Source organism: Legionella stuttgartensis (assembly GCF_977063405.2).
This window is the reverse complement of record NZ_CDRUHA020000108.1, coordinates 60,713-79,322: the sequence shown is the minus strand read 5'-3', so window position 1 is coordinate 79,322 and position 18,610 is coordinate 60,713. Positions and strand designations below refer to the sequence as shown.

The window sequence follows — 18,610 nt, the reverse complement described above, 5'->3', positions numbered from 1 at the left end:
TAGAGGTCCGGGTGGAGGCTGGTGCCATCCCCCGGGGCCACGTGTTATATTGCAACTGCTGGTTTTTTCTCGGGATGGCTAGGAGATGTAGAATGAGAATCCTTAAGTGCTCGACGAAGAATTTTTCCTACATTGGTTTTGGGAAGCTCATCATAGAACTCCACAATTTTAGGAACTTTATAAGCAGTTAGATGTTCTCTGCAATATGCAATAACTTGTTCTTCGGTTAACTCAGGATCTTTTTTTACAACGCATGCTTTAACACGTTCACCAGATTCCTTATCATAAACCCCAACTACCCCAACTTCTAAAACACCTGGATGCATTGCAATTACTTGCTCCACCTCATTAGGATAAACATTAAATCCTGATACGAGTAACATATCTTTTTTGCGATCGACCAAATAAATAAAGCCTTCTTCATCCATTTTACCGATGTCACCTGTTTTTAAGTAGCCATTTTTAGTGAATACTAAAGCAGTTTCATCGGGTCGTTTCCAATATCCTGGAGTTACTTGAGGACCTTTAATGCATATCTCTCCACTAGTTCCTATAGGTACTTCATGCTCTTCATCATCAAGAATAACGACATCAGTAGAAGGAATGGGTACGCCTATACTTCCAGTATATTCGGTCAGATTCATGGGATTCATGATGGCAGCGGGACTAGTTTCAGTTAACCCGTAAGCTTCTAATACAGGTGTTTTAGTAACCTCACGCCATTTAAGAGCCACACTTTTTTGCAGCGCCATACCTCCGGCAAGTGAAATTTTTAGTTTGCTAAAATCAACTTCCTTAAATTTGGGATGGTTTAATAAACCATTAAACAGAGTATTGACACCTGTAATTGCTGTGAAGCCTACTTTTTTGATTTCTTTGATAAAATGTCCCATATCACGAGGATTTGTAATAAGCACATTTTTTGCTCCTTCTTTTAAGAAGGTCAAACAATTAGCGGTGAGTGAGAAGACGTGATAAAGAGGAATTGCTGTAACAATGATATCACTGCCATCTGTACCTATAACAGGCTTAATCCATGCATCGGCTTGCAAGACATTAGAGATCATATTGCCATGAGTTAAAATCGCACCCTTTGCGACTCCTGTTGTACCTCCGGTATATTGCAAAAAAGCAATATCATCATGATTTAACTCTACATGATGTAAAGGCGCTTGTTTTCCCTCAAGTAAAGCATAGTTAAAGGCTACCGCATGAGGAATACTATAAGCGGGTACCATTTTTTTAACATATTTAATAATGGAATTAATAATGAGTCGTTTCGGTGTTGGGAAGAGATCAGCTATTTCAGTTACGATGACATGTTTTAATGTCGGAATGGAATTTAATCCCTTTTCGACAGTTTTTGCAAAATTGGCCAGCACAACAATCACTTCGGCTCCAGAGTCATTCAACTGATGAATAAGCTCGTCCGTGGTATAAAGTGGATTTGTATTAACAACAACATACCCTGCGCGTAAGATGCCAAACAGAGCTATGGGGTATTGAAGAACATTCGGAAGCATGATTGCTATTCGAGTTCCTTTATCCAATTTAAGCTGTTGCAGATAGGCAGCAAAATCTCGACTTAACTCATCCAGTTCGCCAAAAGTAATACTACTTCCCATATTGCTATAAGAGGTTTTTTTAGCATGAAGCGTGCAGGATTCTTTAAACAAATCTACGAGGGAAGAATATTGACTTGAGTCAATTTCATGGGGAACTCCTTTCTGATATTGTTCAAACCACCGTTTATCCACCTTAATATCCTTCTGTTATTGGTTTTCACATGTTAGTATAAACAAAAATATTCGTTATGGATATCATACTCATGAGTGAAAATACAACACAAACTCAAGCATTTAAATTAAAAGGTCGTCTTTATACATTTACTGTATTACAAGTATTAAATACGAATCCTGAGGCTTTTGGGCATCAGCTTGATGATACTATTGCTAAAGCTCCTAAATTATTTGAGCATACGCCTGTTGTTTTTGATTTATCTGCAGTACAACAAATAGAGTTTGATTTGCAGGCTTTACTGCAGCTTGCCCGTTCTCACGGCATGATTCCTGTTGCCCTCCAGGGAGGAAGTATATTACATAACACCCTAGCCCAATGTCATGGGTTAGCTGTTCTACATGCTTCTTCAACCCAAGATAAACCTATTATCGAGCGACCAATTGAAAATAATCATCATGAAACAACAAAATCAAAATTAATTACTACCCCTGTTCGTTCGGGGCAGCAAGTTGTAGCAAAAGGTGCTGATCTTGTAGTAACTTCTTCAGTAAGTCATGGTGCTGAATTATTGGCTGATGGTTGTATCCATGTATATGGAGCTCTAAGAGGAAGAGCTTTGGCCGGAATTTCAGGTGATAAAGAGGCACGGATTTTTTGTCAATCACTTGAGGCTGAATTAGTATCAATTGCTGGTTTTTATCGCTTAAGTGATGCGATCGAACCTTATAATGGCCCCTGTCAGATTTATTTATTGGATGAGCATATACATATCGAGCCTTTATGATAGAAGCTGTTTTTATTTCTGATCTTCATTTACACCCTGAAGATCAGGCCATTCAGGAACGTTTTAATCAATTTCTCGAATGGACCAGGGATTCAGTCAAAAATATTTATATCCTGGGTGATTTCTTTCATGCATGGGCAGGGGATGATACAGCCGATGATTGGAGCAAAGCGATTGCTTATCAGTTATATTCCCTGAAAAAACAAGAAATTAACGTGTTTTATATGCATGGAAATCGTGATTTTCTATTAGGAAAAAACTTTGCGAATATGGCTGGATGGACAATTTTACCTGAGCCCACATTAATTCAATTGGGCCAAGAAAAAGTTCTTTTGGTTCACGGAGATCGATATTGCACTAAAGATATACCTCATCAGCGTTTTCGTTTTTTAACCCGAAACAAAATCTTTTCTACCATATTTTTAAGTTTACCATTGAACTATCGTAAACGATTAGTAAATCAAGTGCGGTATCGTAGTCAAATGAATCAAAACAAATCCCTAGAGGAAATGGATGTAGTTGCTGAAGTTGTAGTTGACCATATGTTACACTATCAAGTGAGACAATTAATACATGGTCATACCCATAAACCAGGCATAACATGTTATCAAAAAAACTCGCAAAAACTAGTACGTTATGTTCTGAGTGATTGGGATGACAAACCCCAGTTATTGTGTTATGATCATACAAAAGGGCTCTATTTTGCCCACTTTTGATTTTCGTGGAGAAGCAGGTTATGGCGGCTAAAAATAAAGACCAAATAGATACAGAAATGAAGGATTTGAATGAACGTTCCGCTAAGGGAATGGCTGATATTCGAGAACAAAAAAATAAACAAGATCTGGATGCTTATATTGCTGAGAAACGTAAAGAAGAGCAGATGAGATATGCCAAATCAATGGATGAGCTAAGAAATAAACATCGAATGACCAGCAAACGTACAGGGAAAGAAACAACTCACTGGGAGGAGTTGGATCAAGTGGTTGAAGACGTAATTAATTCAAAACAAGACGCATTTAATGACTGGCGTTCTAATATGATGTCTTTGTTAAATTTGCTTAAAGAGGCGAATACAACAGTCAATATCTCAGTAGAACAAGTTGCAGGAGAAGGATGGGATATGGCTAAGAATCCCAAGGAAGATAGCTGGACGGCCACCAAGCTTCTTGGCAGTGCAATCCATGGTGCAGGGGATAAATACACTGAGGTCAAAAGTAAGATGCTCCATGCAATCAAAGGAGATGGAGATCTTCAGTTACCTACTCTAGAACATAAAGTTAAATTTAAAGATGGAAAAGTTGATATAGCTGATTTAACACGCTCTGACGGCATTCCACTCGATAAAACTAATGAGGCTAATCAAGCATTTAAATCAATGGTTGCCCTTTGGTTAGCTGAAAATGATTATGCCACGGTTCAAAACAAACCAGGAGAATTTGAACACTATGCGAGTGGCGCTGTATTGGATGAGGATACGTTCAATAGATTGAACGCTAATCCAGAAACGAGTTTATCTAAATTCTTAAAAGATAATGCCAACTTAAAGTATGAGGAGCAACAAGAATTACATTCTACTCCTACTCCTCCATAATTTGAGAATGTTATCTTAATTTTTATTGAATTTGCGGTATTCCGCTATGGAAGCGAAATACCGTATCAATAGACAAAATAAAATTATTTTCTATAGATAAAAACAACTGTAAACGCTGTTCTATATCTCCTCCATATAATTTCGCAAGCCGCAGATAGTCTTCAAAATGACGCGCTTCTGATTTAATTAAAGTACGGTAAAACTTTACCAAATCCTGATCTTGGAGATAGGGTATAATGGCATGAAAACGCTCACAAGAACGGGCTTCAATAATGGCACCAATAATCAATTGATCACATAAGCGTTGAAGAACATTTCTGTTCGTAACGTGTTTATGCATCTGAGTTGCATATCCTGATGGTTGCAAGGGACAAAATTCAATACCTTTGTTCGACATAAAGTTAATGACTTTTTCGAAATGAAGTAACTCTTCACGAGCCAAAGGAGACATCACATCAACCAATTCTCTTTTTTCCGGATATTTGCTCATAAAATTAATTGCAGTTGCAGCTGCCTTTCGTTCACAATGAGCATGGTCAATTAATAACAGAGGTATATGGTCGGCAGCATAATCCAACCATATTTGCGGAGTTTTTACTTGAAGAAAGTCATTTAATAATTGTAAATCAGTATCTAATCGTTTTAACATCTGCGAAATACACTATACTTATCGAATAAATTGTCTTATATCATAGGACCTTTTTACAATTCTACTATTTTGGCCCTAAGGGTTTGATTATCTTCGATTGGTACCCATGTATACTACGCTTTGTCGCTATGTAACATAAAAAAAATTAGATTTACTCTAAAGGATTGTAAACAAGGTTAATATTTTGAACATTTAAATTGGATGAAATATGAACGGGGAAGAAGCTGATAATGAATTAAGTCACTGGTTTTCAACTTACGGAGTAATCACAGCGGAACGTATACTAGGCAGATACAAAGTCAATTTAGCACAAAGTGAACTAGTAGAAGCAATTAAATGCCCATATAGTTTTTATCATCGAATGTTACGGGTTCCACTAAAAAGCGTACTCAATGGTATCGTCCTACAACAAGCGAATGATTATCATGTTTATACACAAAAATTATTTATTGATTATTTATTATCTGGAGAAAACTCTAAAGGTGAGGAGGCCCAAGGTGCTTCAACCCGTGAGGATCTAGAAAATGAACGACAACGATTAGTTACTCTTGGCGATGAGTTCCATACTGTGCAAGGGCAACATGATTATTTGATTGCTAATAGTCAGGCTGCGTTGATAAGAATGACTCAAACATTTAATACGGAAATAGAAAAAGCGATTACTACATTGAGAACCTTACTAAAAAGTGACGGTGTTTCAGAGAAAAAAAGTAAAATTCGACAGGCAATTAACCATGCACTAATTTATTGCAACATATCTGAGGTACAAAGCAACCAATATCTTTTTATAGAGAAAATGAACGAGGTTCTTAAGACTTCGCTTTCTGAAGATTTAAAGAGAAAAATGGCTATGATATTGTCCGAAATTTTGCTAATTGATATGGATTTTGATGAGCAAATCAGTGATTTTGTAGCGCAAACGGAAGAGTTAAGTCGAGCAGCTAATTCTTACCGAACTCTCTTTTATGAGACAATTCTTCGGGTTATTGAGTTAATGAAATCATTACCTGAATACAAAATTGATCCCGAACAAGATGCTATTAATAGAGAGCCTTTATATTTTGATAAAACTATTGGTTCATTAGAATAGTTATGCAAGAAAAACAAACGGTTTCTGAAATGATATGGGTGTGTCTCTGGGTTCTACTCTATTTATGAAAACTATAATGACTTTAAATGAATTTATATTAGCCATATAGCTTGGATTTCATGTATAATATTGCACTTTAACTAAACCCCTATGGAGTGCGTGATGACAAAAGAAACAACATTGTCAATTATTAAACCCGATGCAGTAGCTAAATCTGTTATTGGTCAAATCTATACTCGTTTTGAAAGCGCTGGTCTAAACATAGTTGCTGCAAAAATGATGCAACTTTCTCGTGAACAAGCAGAAAGTTTTTATGACATTCATCGTGCACGTCCTTTCTTCAAGGATTTGGTTGAGTTCATGATTTCAGGTCCCGTCATGGTTCAGGCATTACATGGTGAAAATGCAGTAATGAAAAACAGAGACATCATGGGTGCAACAAACCCCAAAGAAGCTGCTCCTGGAACCATACGTGCTGATTTCGCAGATAGTATTGATGCTAACGCAGTACATGGTTCTGATAGTCTTGAAAATGCGGCTCGTGAAATTGCCTTCTTTTTTGAACCACATGAAATTTGTGTACGATAAGAACTGGTTTTTTGACATTTAATGACACGTATAAAGTAGCCTGGGTGATGCGTAGTGGAATAGATTATCTTCTACGCCTAACCAGGTTATAGTACGCTCCAATGGTATTTTTTATCCTTTGTCATTAAATTAGGAGTAAAAATGACTGTACAAAAAGTAAATCTGCTCGATTATAACTATCAACAAATGCGTGAATTACTCAATAGCTGGGGTGAACAACCCTATAGGGCGCAACAGCTAATACAGTGGATTCATCAGGCGGGTTTTACTGATTTCACAAAAATGACCAATCTTAGCAAGACGTTAAGAGAAAAATTGACCCAACTTTCTTGCATTAAACTACCTGAAATAGTCGCCTGTCAAAAATCAAATGATGGTACCCATAAATGGCTTTTGAAGCTGGACTGCGGTAACTGCATCGAGACCGTATTCATTCCCGAAACCAATCGAGGGACTTTATGTGTGTCCTCGCAGGTGGGGTGCGCATTAAACTGTTCTTTTTGTTCTACTGCAAAACAAGGTTTCAATCGTAATTTATCCACTGGAGAAATTATTGGTCAAGTATGGTTGGCTGCACGTGAATTATCACAACAAGAAGGTGCACACGACAAAAGAGTCACTAATGTGGTGATGATGGGTATGGGGGAACCCTTACTAAATTTTGATAATGTGGTATCAGCCATGGATATTATGATGGATGATTTTGCTTATGGATTATCAAAACGCCGTGTTACTTTAAGTACCTCTGGAGTTTTACCCGATCTGGAACGTTTAAGAGAAGTGAGCCCTGTGGCCTTAGCTGTTTCATTACATGCACCTACAGATGAACTTCGAAATGTACTTGTTCCTATAAATAAGAAATATCCTTTGGCGCAATTGATGGCTTTATGCAAAACCTATTTTAAAAATGAACCTCGAAGAAAGGTAACTTTTGAGTATGTAATGCTAAAGGGGGTAAATGATCAACCCGAACATGCGAATCAATTAATTAAGTTATTGCGTAATATTCCATCAAAAGTCAATTTAATTCCTTTTAATCCTTTTCCGATGACACAATATGAGCGCTCGCCTCAAGCAGCAATTGATGCATTTAGAGATAAATTAATAGCTCATGGTATTAACACCATTACTCGTAAAACACGAGGTGATGATATCGATGCAGCATGTGGTCAATTAGCAGGGGAGGTCAAGGACAGAACAAGTCGCTCTCAAAGATGGCAAAAGTTGCACTTTGTGCCCAAAAAAGATCAGGGGCAGCACGCCGTAGAAAAATGAGGGTAGTTCTGGAGCAGCGGAGCGGACCCAATTAATATATCTCCGATTTCCGGCTTTTGCTGCATGCTTCAGTTCTTAGGTATTAGTTGGCGCTCAATAAAATCATTATTTGTGACAAATCATTTTTAATTTATTTATAAGCGGTTATAATGCGCAATCATTTCTAACCTTAGTGTGAAATATTGTGTTAAAAAAGTTTTGTCTTTTATTTATTATGACTTGTCTGTTTTTACAGGCATGTGTGCATGATGAAGAAGATGAAAAACAAAATTTGAAGAAGCCTGATCTGAGTAAAGCTGCATCGTATAATGTACAGTTAGGCCTAGGTTATTTAAAGCAAGGAGATAGGCCTAGAGCGAAAAAAAAGATTCTTACTGCACTAGAGCAAGAACCTACATCACCTGATGTTAACTCAGCAATGGCCTATTATTTTGAGCAAACTAAAGAGCTAGAACAGGCAGAAAAATATTATTTGAAAGCCATTACATTGGCAGGAAGTGGAGGCGCTCAGCTAAATAACTATGGCGCTTTTTTATGTCGACAAGGCGATTATAAAAAAGCGGAAAGTTACTTTTTAAAAGCTGTGAATGATTTAAAGTATGTGCATACTGCTGGAGCTTATGAAAATGCCGGCCTTTGTGCGCTCTCAGTTCCAAATGAAGACAAAGCTAGGCTTTATTTTACAACAGCACTAAATCAAGATCCTTCGCGTAAGGCGTCTTTTTATGAATTGCTGAAACTTGAAATCAAAAGCGGAAAAGATTCAGATGCTTTTGCGTTATTACAAAAGCACCCTGATTTAATTTTAAATGACAGAGTATTATTATCTCTGGCCAAAGAGGTTTCTGAGAAAGTCGGACAATACACTCTTGCGGCAGAATATGGGCAAAGCATAAATAATTTGAATTCCAATATCGACAATAGTGGAGTAAATAATGAATACAATAACCACGCTGGATGAAAATATAGTTGAGCATAAAAATCCAGGGGAACAACTTGCTAGTATACGTGAACAAAAAGGGTATACAGTTGAGTATGTTGCCAATAAATTACATTTAAGGGCACGTATTATCGAGTTAATTGAAAGTAATGAATTTCATTTGTTACCAGAACCTGTTTTTGTTAAAGGGTATTTGCGAGCATATGCTAAATTATTAGGAACTTCACCTGAACCATATCTTGCGATATTCAATGAGCAGTTTGTGGTTGAGAAAAAATCAGACCGTGCTCTGCTATGGCAACAAAGTAAACGTGAATCTCATAAAGCAGAACATATTATTCGTTGGTTCACAATTTTATTTGCTTTAGGGGTGATTGTTGCAGTAGGAATTTGGTGGCAAAAAAATAGAGATACCCAGCAGGTATTTCCTGCAAAAAGTACCCCTGTGGATTTATCACTAAATCAAACACCTGCAACAGAAACTCAAGAGTTAAAACTGACAGATATATCAAAAATGCAATCTTTATTAAATCCTAAACCGGAAATGTCTCCTCTGGAGAAGATTGGTGGCTGAGAGAATTCAAGCAATACGAGGAATGAATGACATTTTGCCTGAAACGACGGCATTATGGCGATCCATCGAACAAGTTTTTGTGAGTGTACTGTCCAGTTACGGTTATCAAGAAATACGTTTCCCACTGATTGAGAGCACTCAGTTATTTAAACGGACTATAGGTGAAGTCACTGATATAGTCGAAAAAGAAATGTATACGTTTAATGATTTAAATGGCGATAGTATTACTTTGAGGCCTGAAGGGACGGCTGGTTGTGTACGAGCTTGCCTGCAAAATGGGCTCTTACACAATCAACAACAAAAACTATGGTATATGGGGCCCATGTTTCGTCATGAACGGCCACAGAAAGGACGATATAGACAGTTCAATCAATTAGGTGTGGAGGCATTTGGTATGCCTGGTGCTATGGTTGAATTGGAATTAATTTCCATGTGCCGTAAATTTTGGGAACAATTAGGTTTTGCGGATTTTGTACAGTTGCAAGTAAATACCTTAGGTGAATTATCAGAGCGTCAGCGTTATAAAAAAATTCTTGTTGAGTATTTGACCGATCATGAACATCAGTTAGATGAAGACAGTAAACGCAGGTTAACTCGCAATCCGTTGCGTATTTTAGATAGTAAAAACCCTGAAATGCAGGTGTTATTGGCTAATGCACCTAAACTAATTGATGTTCTTGATGAAAAAAGTCGAGCACATTTTCAGTCTTTTTGTGATGGTTTAGACGCATTAAAGGTACCTTATGTAGTTAACCCCGTTTTGGTTAGAGGGCTTGACTATTATGGGCATACTGTTTTTGAGTGGGTAACTGATAAACTAGGAAGCCAAGCAACAGTTTGTGCTGGAGGCCGATACGATATACTAGTTGAACAATTAGGAGGCAATCCAACACCTGCAGTAGGTTTTGCATTAGGCATTGAGAGAATATATCTTCTCATGGAAACTCTGAGTGTTCTAAAGCAGACGAATAAAAAGAATGCGTTGTATATTATTGCTACTAATGATGAGGCTGTGGTACAAGCTCTCGTGATTTCTGAATTGATACGTACTCATTATCCAGAAATTGAAGTATCAGTAAATACGGCCGGTGGTAGTTTTAAAAGTCAATTTAAAAAAGCAGATAAAAGCGGGGCTCGATTGGCTTTAGTTTTAGGTGAAGATGAGCTGGCTACTAAGCAAATTAGTATTAAAGATTTGCGAAATGGGGCTGATCAAATTACAGTTGATCAAAATACGATCAATCAGGTTTTGAAAGATTATTTAGAGTGAGTGCAGGAGAATGTTATGTCAGTGTATATGACTGAAGAGGAACAATTAGAATCGATAAAAAAATGGTGGAAACAATACGGTAATCTTGTCACTGTAGTATTATCGCTTGTGCTCTTTAGTATTGCCGGATATCGCTATTGGAATTGGCATCAGGAAAAACTTACTCAACAGGCATCAGTTGCATATGAACAAATGATGGTTGCTCTCTCTAATCAAAATATTAAAGCAGTAAGAGCCTATGCTAATGAATTAATTCATGAGCACGGACGTACAGTTTATGCCGATGCTGCACATATGACCCTTGCAAAAATTTATGTATCAAAAAGTAAACTGGATAAAGCGACTGAAGAACTACAGGCTGTTGCCTCGAATAGTAAAATGCCAACTTTAAAGCAAATTGCTAAAATTCGTATTGCACGTATCTTCGCAGCAGAAAAATCTTACACCAATGCGCTTAAAGAATTGAGCAACGTTGAGGATAATACTTATTTACCAGTTATTAATGAATTAAAGGGTGATATCTATGGAGCTACTGGACAATATAAAGAGGCTATGAGCTCTTATAAACAAGCTTTAGATGAAGTAAAAAATAATGGAATGGGGAATTTATTTTTAGAAATGAAAACCAATGCGATAGCAAGTAAGTCGCATTCGATGATTTCTGGAGATAAAAAAGTAGAATCTGCATAACTATTTGTTATTAGCCTGATAGGGTCATAAAACACATGTTTCAAGATTCTCTCTATCGAGCTAAAACGTAGTCAGTGCTTTTATTGATCTGTTTTGTAAATTGAGGTTCGATTTTCATGAAAATGAAATTATTTATTTTAATTCTTTGTACCATAATTCAAGGGTGTTCAAAACTTGATGATTACATGTTAGGTAAAGACAACACTCCTAAACCTAAAGAGCTCAAGCAAATTAATGACAAAGTTAAAGTCGACCAAAACTGGTCAGTCGCTGCGGGTAAGTCATCTAAAAATAAAGAATATTTAAGACTTAAGCCTGTAATTAAAAGCGGGACTATTTATACAGCGGATGCCAGTGGACTAGTTCAAGCCATTAACAAGCACAATGGTAAAATGAAGTGGTCTACTGCATTGAAGCATGGTTTGGTTAGTGGACCTGCTGTAGCCAGTGGATTTGTTGCTGTGGGTACCAATAATTCCTCATTAGTAGTATTAAATGAGAATAATGGTAGTAAGTTATGGCAAAAAAAGGTTACAGGTGAAATTCTCTCACCACCAACTATTTTAGGTGGGAAAGTAATCGTTAAGACGATCGACGGTAGAGTGTATGCATTTAGTGCAGCTGATGGAAAACAGATATGGATGGCTGAGCATGGCTCTCCTAGTTTAATCCTCAAGGCAAGTTCCTCGCCTGTTGCTATGGGAAATTTGGTACTGATTGGTTTTTCTGATGGGAAGCTGGATGCATTAGATGTCAAAACAGGACGTGTTATGTGGCAACGAAGTATTGCTTATGCGTCAGGACCAAGCGATGTAGAGCGATTAGTTGATATCGATGCGGATCCAATTGTGGAAAATAATGTGGTTTATCTTGCCAGTTATCAAGGTTATATTGGCGCATTATCTTTATCAGATGGACAGTTTATTTGGAGAAAGCCTGGTTCTGTTTACAAGAATATGATTCTAAGTGGTAACACCTTATTCGTAACTGACAGCCATGATGTCGTTTGGTCTATTGATAAACGCAGTGGCCAAGTCAATTGGAAACAGACTGGATTGAAGGCAAGAGTACTAACTGAACCTGCATTAATTAAAAATGATTTAGTGGTTGGTGATAAAACAGGTTACTTACACTTTATTGATGCCCAAACTGGTGAAATTATAGCTCGTTCAAAAGTTTCAAGTGGTGTTAGTATTTCTCCAAGCGTAGTCGGAAGAAAATTATATGTATTAACAGACAATGGAATGTTAAATCAATTATCTGTGAGTTAATAAATGATCCCTGTGATAGCACTTGTTGGACGTCCTAATGTTGGTAAGTCTACATTATTTAATAGGCTGACTAAGACACAAGATGCCCTAGTTGCTGATTTTCCTGGCTTAACTCGTGACAGACAGTATGGTCAAGCCATTCATGATGATAAACACTATATCGTTGTTGACACCGGTGGTATCGGTGTTGACGATATTGCTGTCGACAATTTAATGTCCAAACAGTCAGAAATTGCGCTCAATGAGGCTGATATAGTTCTTTTCTTAGTTGATGGAAGAGCTGGTTTGACTGGAATTGATGAAAAAATTGCCAGTAATTTACGTAAATTAAATAAAAGAGTTCATCTTGTTGTAAATAAAACTGAAGGCTTGGATGATGATGTTGTTTGTGCCGACTTTCATTCTTTAGGCATAGCTGATGTGCATTCAATTTCCTCATCACATGGTAGTGGTATAGGAACCTTACTCGAAGAAGTTCTCTCACCATTTGCGGTACATATTGATGAAAATGAAGAAGATAAGGCAATTAAAATCGCTTTTGCTGGCCGTCCGAATGTTGGTAAATCAACTTTGATAAATCGAATTTTGGGAGAAGAGCGGGTCGTTGTTTATGATATGCCGGGGACAACCAGAGATAGTATTTCTATTCCTTTTGTTAGGGATGAACAAAACTATGTCCTTATTGACACTGCAGGTGTGCGCAGAAAATCTCGGATTGATGAAAAAATAGAAAAATTCTCTGTGATTAAGACACTTCAAGCGATTGAAAAATCCAATGTGTGTTTGCAAGTCCTGGATGCTAGAGAAGGGATTACTGATCAAGACATGAATTTGCTCGGTTTCATTATTGAATCAGGTAAAGCATTAGTTATTGCTGTGAACAAGTGGGATGGGTTAGATGAAGAGCATAAAGAAAATGTAAAAAGCGAATTATCTAGAAGATTGCACTTTGCCAATTTTGCAAAAATAAGATTTATTTCGGCCTTACATGGCAGTGGTGTTGGTGGTTTATTTAAAGATATAAACGAAGCGTATGCTTCTGCTATCCAATCTTTTTCGACACCGAGATTAACTCGGTTACTTCAAGATATTAGTACGAAACACACACCTCCTTGTGTGAGTGGACGCAGGATAAAATTAAGGTATGCGCATCTTGGGGGACATAATCCTCCCGTAATAGTCATTCATGGAAATCAGTTGGCTGATCTACCTGATAGCTATAAGCGTTATCTTAATAATGAATTTATTAAGCATTTAGGACTAGTCGGAACTCCGTTAAAATTGGAGTTTAAAGGAGGGACAAATCCTTTTGCAGATAAGAAGACTAAATTATCACAACGACAAGTAAATAAAAAAAGAAGATTAATGAGTCACATTAAAAAGAAAGCTAAAAGCAAAAAAAATAAGTAGTTTATTTTTTTATTTACCGGGATGAAGACATCTGCTGTAAACCAGGTTTCGAATTATAGACTCCACAGTCTCGATATGTTTTCCAATGTTAGAATATACCAGCGAAGTCATTAATTTTTACAGAGGGCGTGGCATTGTCCAACGATCTCTTTTATTCTGGCAGCGCCAATATTTAATTTATTAAGAAGCTTAGGATTTTCATTAATTGTTTTGCATAAGAGAATGTTTTCTGTAAGTAAGATTTCAATTTCAGCTTTTGTAAGGTTAGTAATGCAGGTTATAGGATATAAGCCAGAAAATTCAATTAACTCTTTTAAACTTCCTTTTTGTGGATAATCCCAGCCGATTAAATGTAAACCTGAGCACTGACCGTATTGTATTGCATCATTGGTAAAGCGGGTATTAGTCACAAGCCAACCCTTGATTAATTCACCATTTTTTTTATTGTAGGCCTGTTCAATATCAATAAATCGTGCCTTGATGTACAAGGGAATTTTTACATCACAAGCAAGACCTAAGCGATTATGATATTTGCATTCTACAAAAACATGTTCATTCTGGCGTTCTCCAACTACGTCCACTTCGTGATTGACGCAGTATCCCTTAATAATTTGATTAGTGAGTACATTAAATCCTTGATGGCGCATGATTTCAGCTACCAATTTTTCAAATGGATATCCAGAAAATCCAAGTTGCATAATTGCACGTTTTAAATGATATTTTCCGGCTATGTTTCTTGATTCATTACGTAAGAGATTAAAAGCAATACGATAAATTTCTTGTGTTGTCATTCCTTCAACTATAAATTTAGATACTTCATTAATAATCTTATTAATGAGAGACTCGTCTGCACCAACACGTTTTAATGAGTGATAGATCCGGTAGGGATCAAATGGTACTTTTTCTCCAGACGCTTTAATAATATTAATATGGTGTGCAGGTGTAATAACTTTATTCATTTATAGCATCCCACTTAAGTAAAAAATTAATAATATTCTGGCTGGTGTCGATATTATTTGAAGTGTGAGGAATTGTATTGCAGGTAATGACCTTTGCTACATGAGAGAGCAGAAGTTCTTGATATGCATTACCGGCAAAAATGGCATGGACACCAATACAAACAGCTGGTTTCATATTTAATGACTTTAAATGTTTCAATGTTTCCATCATAGTCATTCCTGTTGAGATAATATCATCAATAAGAATTGGTGTTGCGTTCAGATAGGGTATTATCCCAGGTATAGAAATCTCAACTTGTGTATCGCTTTTCCGATTTTTTTCCAAAATCGTAAATGGTGACGAAGATTTTTGTGCAATTGTTCTAACCCATTGTGCACTTTCTGAATCAGGTCCAATAAGAATGGGATTAGATACATGCTGACAAATCCAAGAGGCAATGTCATTTACCGCATGAAGGACTTTTGCTGGTATCTTATAAATCTCGCTTAATTTTGACCAGCGATGAAGATGTGGATCGATTGTTATTAAGCTATCAAAATAAGAAGAAACCAATTGTGCAAAATATGCAGATGTAATGCCTTGGCCAGGTTCAAATACTTTATCTTGTCGCATATAAGGAAGATATGGAGTTACCAACACGACTTGAGCCGCTCCTAAAGATCGTGCTGTTTGTGCTGCAAATAAAAGAGGAAGAACTTTCGAGTTGGGGTGCGCTAAATTGGCAACAAATATAACGATTCGCTTCGCTACATCGGATTCAATTTTCACGACAGTTTCGTTATCAGGAAAATGATGGAAGCAGATTTTACCTAGCTCATAATGACATTTTTTTTGAATCGTAGCTGTGAGTTTATCATGTCCAAATAGTGCAAAAATAATAGAATGATTTTTCATATACTGGCCTCAATTTGAAATACTTCATGACCCTGCTTCAGGAAATCAAGGGCATAATTGAGCTCACCTCGAGTTTCTGCATAGATTCTAAAAAGAGGTTGAGATTTTTTGACTACTGAATGGAGTGGAGTTAATAACTCAACACCCGCTGCTTTTGAGCGTGGTGCCCCAGCCAATTTAGCCAATTGAGAAATGTGTCGATTATCAATGTTAATAATGATACCTGATAGTTTTGATTCTACAGTATAAACAATAGGCGCTTTTTTAATCTCACGAAGGCCGCCCTGAGCTCTGCAAATTGCTTCAAATTTGGCCAATGCTTTGCCACTGTTAAGAATGTGAGTCGCGATGCTCAATCCTTGACCTGGTAAAACTTGAGGTGAAAATTCGATGATATGAGACGCTAATACTAACGCATGCTCACGTAAATCTTGTGGGGCATGTTTATCGCAATTTAAAACGGCTAATACATCAAGCGCCTCAAGAACAGGTCCTATTCCACGGCCTACAGGCTGTGAGCCATCACTTAATATTACTTTTGTACTGATATCAAACTCTGTTGCAACCAGTTTTAATAATTTTTTTAAGGAATTGGCTCGCTCAATTGAACGAACTTTAGCAGTAGTTCCTATGGGCATATCAATGACAAGATGATTTGAACCTGCAGCAATTTTTTTTGATAAAATTGAAGCAACCATTTGTCCTTCACTATCGATATTTGCAGTTCTCTCAATTCGGATAAGTAAATCATCGGCTGGACTTAAAGCCATAGAGCCACCCCAAACAAGGCAGCCATTTTCTTGCTCAACAACTTTTTTCATTTCATTAATATTCAGATCAACTTTAGTAAATACTTCCATCGTGTCTGCTGTTCCTGCGGGTGATGTGATGGCACGAGATGATGTTTTAGGAATAACTAAGCCGAAGGCTGCAACAATTGCAACAACAATAGGGGTCGTACGATTTCCAGGCAAGCCCCCCACAGAATGTTTATCAACAATGAAAGGTAGCTCCCATGATAACTGCTGACCTGAATGAATCATCGCTCGGGTTAGATCAATAATTTCTTTGTTAGAAAGCCTATCTCCACCACTGGCAGCAAGATACATTGCAATATTAATGTCTGAGAGTTGTCCTGATACAATGTCTTTGATGATATGTGTTGTTTGTTCTTCTGTGAGCTCATTTCCATAAATTTTTGAGCGGATATAACTGAGGGAGTCCAATTGTTGCGGATGAGTTACTGCGATTTTATCTCCTTCTTTTGCAGCGAGCAGCTCCCAAGCATAATTTGAAAGCCCTGCCTCATTGTGTCTTAATAAATTGGTCTCCACTGTATTTAATGTGGCAACAATAGAGCGCTCATTGAGTAGGACTTGAACACGTGCCTGAGCAGCGAATCCTTCTGATTTACAAATATAACAATCTTCACGCATGTAAATAACAGGTTCCTTATGAGTATTGATACCCAAATATTTAAGCGTTAAGGTTGTGTGTTTTTTACTCATAATTGTTCTTGTTGTCCATATTCAGGAATATTACATTGCCAACCGAGTTGTTTTTCGATTTTAGATTTTAGGGATAAAGCAGCCTCAGGCTCCCCATGGGTTATAAATGTTTTGTTGGGCGGTTGTTGAAACTGATTAAGCCAACCAAGTATCTCACCATAATCTGCATGTGCTGAAGTACTGCGCATGGATTCAACTTGAGCATGTATGGGGATAATTTTGCCATGAGCTTCAATGAACTTTTTACCTGCAAGAATCTCTGCTCCCAGTGTCTCCTCAGCCTGGAATCCAGTGAATAGTAAAGTATTACGTGGATCTGCAGCGTAGGCTCTGATATGAAATACAATCCGTCCACCAGAGGCCATACCACTTGCAGAAAGAATTATTTTGGGCGTTTTGTCTAAGTCGAGCTCGATCGACTCTTCTACATCATTCACGTATGTGGCTACATCACAAAGCTCCTGACATTGTGTTGGAGTTAAACGAAGATCTTCTATATGTTTATATAAAATTTGTGTTGCATTGATGGCCATGGGACTATCTAGATAGATAGGTACATCTGGAATTGCATTTTCTTTTCTTAATTCAGAAAGATAGTGCAATAATATTTGTGAGCGTCCCACCGCAAACGCGGGAATAATTACGGATCCACCTCGAAGAATGGTTTTATTAATAATATTTTTTAAAGTCAACTTGGGAGGTTCCTTTTCATGCAGTCGGTCTCCGTAGGTTGACTCAATTACAAGATAATCAATTTGTTCAATTTTGGTCGGCTTTTTCATTACAGGATCATGCATTCTTCCTAAATCACCAGTAAAAAGAAGAGATTTATCTTGATGCTGTAATCTTACATAGGACGAGCCTATGATGTGTCCTGCTGGAATTAATTGAAAACTGATATTGTCTTGTAAGTTGACTACCTTATCATAAGCCAAGGGTTGAATGAGTTGTAATGCATTTTCTGCATCAGCGCTCGTATATAGAGGGAGAGCGGGGCGATGTTTGGAGTAATGATGTGCATTAGCATGACGAGCATCTTCTTCTTGTAAGTGCGCGCTGTCAGGCAATAATATCTCACATAAATCTTTAGTCCCATAAGTGCAATAAATTGGTTTATTAAATCCATTTTTAACCAATAGTGGTAAATAGCCCGAATGGTCAATATGAGCATGAGTGAGAATAATGGCATCCAATAGTTCGGGATTGAAAGGAAGTGGATTCCAATTTCTTAAACGTAAACCTTTAGGACCTTGAAAAAGACCACAATCTATCAAAATATTTTTTTTATTAAACGATAAAAGATATTTGGAACCTGTTACAGTCCCAGTGGCACCAAGAAATGTGATTTGCATATTAATCCTTTAATAACAGCGATG

General features: G+C 37.2%; 18 protein-coding genes. 12 read left to right on the top strand and 6 right to left on the bottom strand.

Features of this window, described 5'->3' with window-relative positions; all coding sequences use genetic code 11:
- Nucleotides 1-44: 44 nt before the first annotated feature.
- A complete protein-coding gene (locus ACWTEW_RS33950) occupies nucleotides 45-1,757 on the bottom strand; it encodes an AMP-binding protein (RefSeq protein WP_454782395.1) in 1,713 nt (570 codons plus the stop codon).
- A 71-nt stretch (nucleotides 1,758-1,828) separates the two neighbouring features.
- On the opposite strand from ACWTEW_RS33950, the gene minC reads away from it, so the two are divergent.
- The 3 genes from minC to ACWTEW_RS33935 are packed head-to-tail and all read left to right on the top strand — an operon-like array spanning nucleotide 1,829 to nucleotide 4,115.
- Complete coding sequence (gene minC / locus ACWTEW_RS33945) at nucleotides 1,829-2,524, top strand: septum site-determining protein MinC (protein WP_454782394.1); 696 nt, start codon at nucleotides 1,829-1,831, stop codon at nucleotides 2,522-2,524.
- Complete coding sequence (locus ACWTEW_RS33940; protein ID WP_454782393.1) at nucleotides 2,521-3,240, top strand: UDP-2,3-diacylglucosamine diphosphatase; 720 nt, start codon at nucleotides 2,521-2,523, stop codon at nucleotides 3,238-3,240. The genes minC and ACWTEW_RS33940 overlap by 4 nt, the downstream gene beginning before the upstream one ends.
- 20 nt (nucleotides 3,241-3,260) lie before the next feature.
- Nucleotides 3,261-4,115, top strand: coding sequence for a hypothetical protein (locus tag ACWTEW_RS33935; protein ID WP_454782392.1), 855 nt, complete (start codon nucleotides 3,261-3,263; stop codon nucleotides 4,113-4,115).
- 22 nt (nucleotides 4,116-4,137) lie between these two features.
- Here the strand turns inward: ACWTEW_RS33935 and ACWTEW_RS33930 are convergent, their stop codons facing one another.
- Nucleotides 4,138-4,764, bottom strand: coding sequence for a MiaE family protein (locus ACWTEW_RS33930; RefSeq protein ID WP_454782391.1), 627 nt, complete (start codon nucleotides 4,762-4,764; stop codon nucleotides 4,138-4,140).
- 208 nt (nucleotides 4,765-4,972) lie between these two features.
- On the opposite strand from ACWTEW_RS33930, the gene ACWTEW_RS33925 reads away from it, so the two are divergent.
- The 9 genes from ACWTEW_RS33925 to der all read left to right on the top strand — a co-directional run bounded on the left by ACWTEW_RS33925 (nucleotide 4,973) and on the right by der (nucleotide 13,872).
- Nucleotides 4,973-5,854: a hypothetical protein gene (locus ACWTEW_RS33925; protein WP_454782390.1), complete on the top strand. Its 882-nt coding sequence runs from the start codon at nucleotides 4,973-4,975 to the stop codon at nucleotides 5,852-5,854.
- A gap of 162 nt (nucleotides 5,855-6,016) precedes the next feature.
- Nucleotides 6,017-6,442, top strand: coding sequence for a nucleoside-diphosphate kinase (gene ndk, locus ACWTEW_RS33920; RefSeq protein ID WP_454782389.1), 426 nt, complete (start codon nucleotides 6,017-6,019; stop codon nucleotides 6,440-6,442).
- Nucleotides 6,443-6,583: 141 nt separating this feature from the next.
- Nucleotides 6,584-7,717, top strand: a complete 1,134-nt coding sequence (gene rlmN / locus ACWTEW_RS33915; protein ID WP_454782388.1) for a dual-specificity RNA methyltransferase RlmN — start codon at nucleotides 6,584-6,586, stop codon at nucleotides 7,715-7,717.
- A gap of 184 nt (nucleotides 7,718-7,901) precedes the next feature.
- Nucleotides 7,902-8,678: a type IV pilus biogenesis/stability protein PilW gene (gene pilW / locus ACWTEW_RS33910; RefSeq protein ID WP_454782387.1), complete on the top strand. Its 777-nt coding sequence runs from the start codon at nucleotides 7,902-7,904 to the stop codon at nucleotides 8,676-8,678.
- Nucleotides 8,653-9,231 carry a helix-turn-helix domain-containing protein gene (locus tag ACWTEW_RS33905; RefSeq protein ID WP_454782386.1) on the top strand — a complete coding sequence of 193 codons (579 nt, stop codon included), beginning with the start codon at nucleotides 8,653-8,655 and terminating at the stop codon, nucleotides 9,229-9,231. The genes pilW and ACWTEW_RS33905 overlap by 26 nt, the downstream gene beginning before the upstream one ends.
- Nucleotides 9,221-10,501 (top strand): histidine--tRNA ligase, encoded by a 1,281-nt coding sequence (hisS, locus tag ACWTEW_RS33900; protein ID WP_454782385.1) that lies wholly within the window; start codon nucleotides 9,221-9,223, stop codon nucleotides 10,499-10,501. Before ACWTEW_RS33905 ends, hisS begins: the two co-directional genes overlap by 11 nt.
- A 15-nt stretch (nucleotides 10,502-10,516) precedes the next feature.
- A complete protein-coding gene (locus ACWTEW_RS33895) occupies nucleotides 10,517-11,191 on the top strand; it encodes a YfgM family protein (protein WP_454782384.1) in 675 nt (224 codons plus the stop codon).
- 116 nt (nucleotides 11,192-11,307) lie between these two features.
- Entirely contained in the window at nucleotides 11,308-12,462 is a 1,155-nt protein-coding gene (gene bamB / locus ACWTEW_RS33890) for an outer membrane protein assembly factor BamB (protein ID WP_454782383.1), read from the top strand.
- 3 nt (nucleotides 12,463-12,465) lie between these two features.
- Nucleotides 12,466-13,872, top strand: a complete 1,407-nt coding sequence (der, locus tag ACWTEW_RS33885) for a ribosome biogenesis GTPase Der (protein WP_454782382.1) — start codon at nucleotides 12,466-12,468, stop codon at nucleotides 13,870-13,872.
- A gap of 110 nt (nucleotides 13,873-13,982) precedes the next feature.
- On the opposite strand, the gene ACWTEW_RS33880 is transcribed toward der, so the two are convergent.
- The 4 genes from ACWTEW_RS33880 to ACWTEW_RS33865 are packed head-to-tail and all read right to left on the bottom strand — an operon-like array spanning nucleotide 13,983 to nucleotide 18,586.
- Entirely contained in the window at nucleotides 13,983-14,831 is an 849-nt protein-coding gene (locus ACWTEW_RS33880; protein ID WP_454782381.1) for an ATP cone domain-containing protein, read from the bottom strand.
- Entirely contained in the window at nucleotides 14,824-15,726 is a 903-nt protein-coding gene (locus tag ACWTEW_RS33875) for a ribose-phosphate diphosphokinase (protein WP_454782380.1), read from the bottom strand. The genes ACWTEW_RS33880 and ACWTEW_RS33875 overlap by 8 nt, the downstream gene beginning before the upstream one ends.
- Complete coding sequence (locus ACWTEW_RS33870) at nucleotides 15,723-17,234, bottom strand: thymidine phosphorylase family protein (protein WP_454782379.1); 1,512 nt, start codon at nucleotides 17,232-17,234, stop codon at nucleotides 15,723-15,725. Before ACWTEW_RS33870 ends, ACWTEW_RS33875 begins: the two co-directional genes overlap by 4 nt.
- Nucleotides 17,231-18,586, bottom strand: a complete 1,356-nt coding sequence (locus ACWTEW_RS33865; RefSeq protein WP_454782378.1) for an MBL fold metallo-hydrolase RNA specificity domain-containing protein — start codon at nucleotides 18,584-18,586, stop codon at nucleotides 17,231-17,233. Before ACWTEW_RS33865 ends, ACWTEW_RS33870 begins: the two co-directional genes overlap by 4 nt.
- Nucleotides 18,587-18,610: the final 24 nt, after the last annotated feature.

Excerpts from the sequence above, each read along its gene's own strand:
- ACWTEW_RS33880 (WP_454782381.1), bottom strand. The coding sequence starts at position 14,831 with ATGAATAAAGTTATTACACCTGCACACCATATTAATATTATTAAAGCG.
- ACWTEW_RS33940 (WP_454782393.1), top strand. The coding sequence starts at position 2,521 with ATGATAGAAGCTGTTTTTATTTCTGATCTTCATTTACACCCTGAAGAT.
- ACWTEW_RS33865 (WP_454782378.1), bottom strand. The coding sequence starts at position 18,586 with ATGCAAATCACATTTCTTGGTGCCACTGGGACTGTAACAGGTTCCAAA.
- bamB (WP_454782383.1), top strand. The coding sequence starts at position 11,308 with ATGAAAATGAAATTATTTATTTTAATTCTTTGTACCATAATTCAAGGG.
- ACWTEW_RS33870 (WP_454782379.1), bottom strand. The coding sequence starts at position 17,234 with ATGAGTAAAAAACACACAACCTTAACGCTTAAATATTTGGGTATCAAT.
- ACWTEW_RS33895 (WP_454782384.1), top strand. The coding sequence starts at position 10,517 with ATGTCAGTGTATATGACTGAAGAGGAACAATTAGAATCGATAAAAAAA.
- der (WP_454782382.1), top strand. The coding sequence starts at position 12,466 with ATGATCCCTGTGATAGCACTTGTTGGACGTCCTAATGTTGGTAAGTCT.
- ACWTEW_RS33930 (WP_454782391.1), bottom strand. The coding sequence starts at position 4,764 with ATGTTAAAACGATTAGATACTGATTTACAATTATTAAATGACTTTCTT.
- ACWTEW_RS33935 (WP_454782392.1), top strand. The coding sequence starts at position 3,261 with ATGGCGGCTAAAAATAAAGACCAAATAGATACAGAAATGAAGGATTTG.
- ACWTEW_RS33905 (WP_454782386.1), top strand. The coding sequence starts at position 8,653 with ATGAATACAATAACCACGCTGGATGAAAATATAGTTGAGCATAAAAAT.
- minC (WP_454782394.1), top strand. The coding sequence starts at position 1,829 with ATGAGTGAAAATACAACACAAACTCAAGCATTTAAATTAAAAGGTCGT.
- ndk (WP_454782389.1), top strand. The coding sequence starts at position 6,017 with ATGACAAAAGAAACAACATTGTCAATTATTAAACCCGATGCAGTAGCT.
- ACWTEW_RS33925 (WP_454782390.1), top strand. The coding sequence starts at position 4,973 with ATGAACGGGGAAGAAGCTGATAATGAATTAAGTCACTGGTTTTCAACT.
- rlmN (WP_454782388.1), top strand. The coding sequence starts at position 6,584 with ATGACTGTACAAAAAGTAAATCTGCTCGATTATAACTATCAACAAATG.
- ACWTEW_RS33875 (WP_454782380.1), bottom strand. The coding sequence starts at position 15,726 with ATGAAAAATCATTCTATTATTTTTGCACTATTTGGACATGATAAACTC.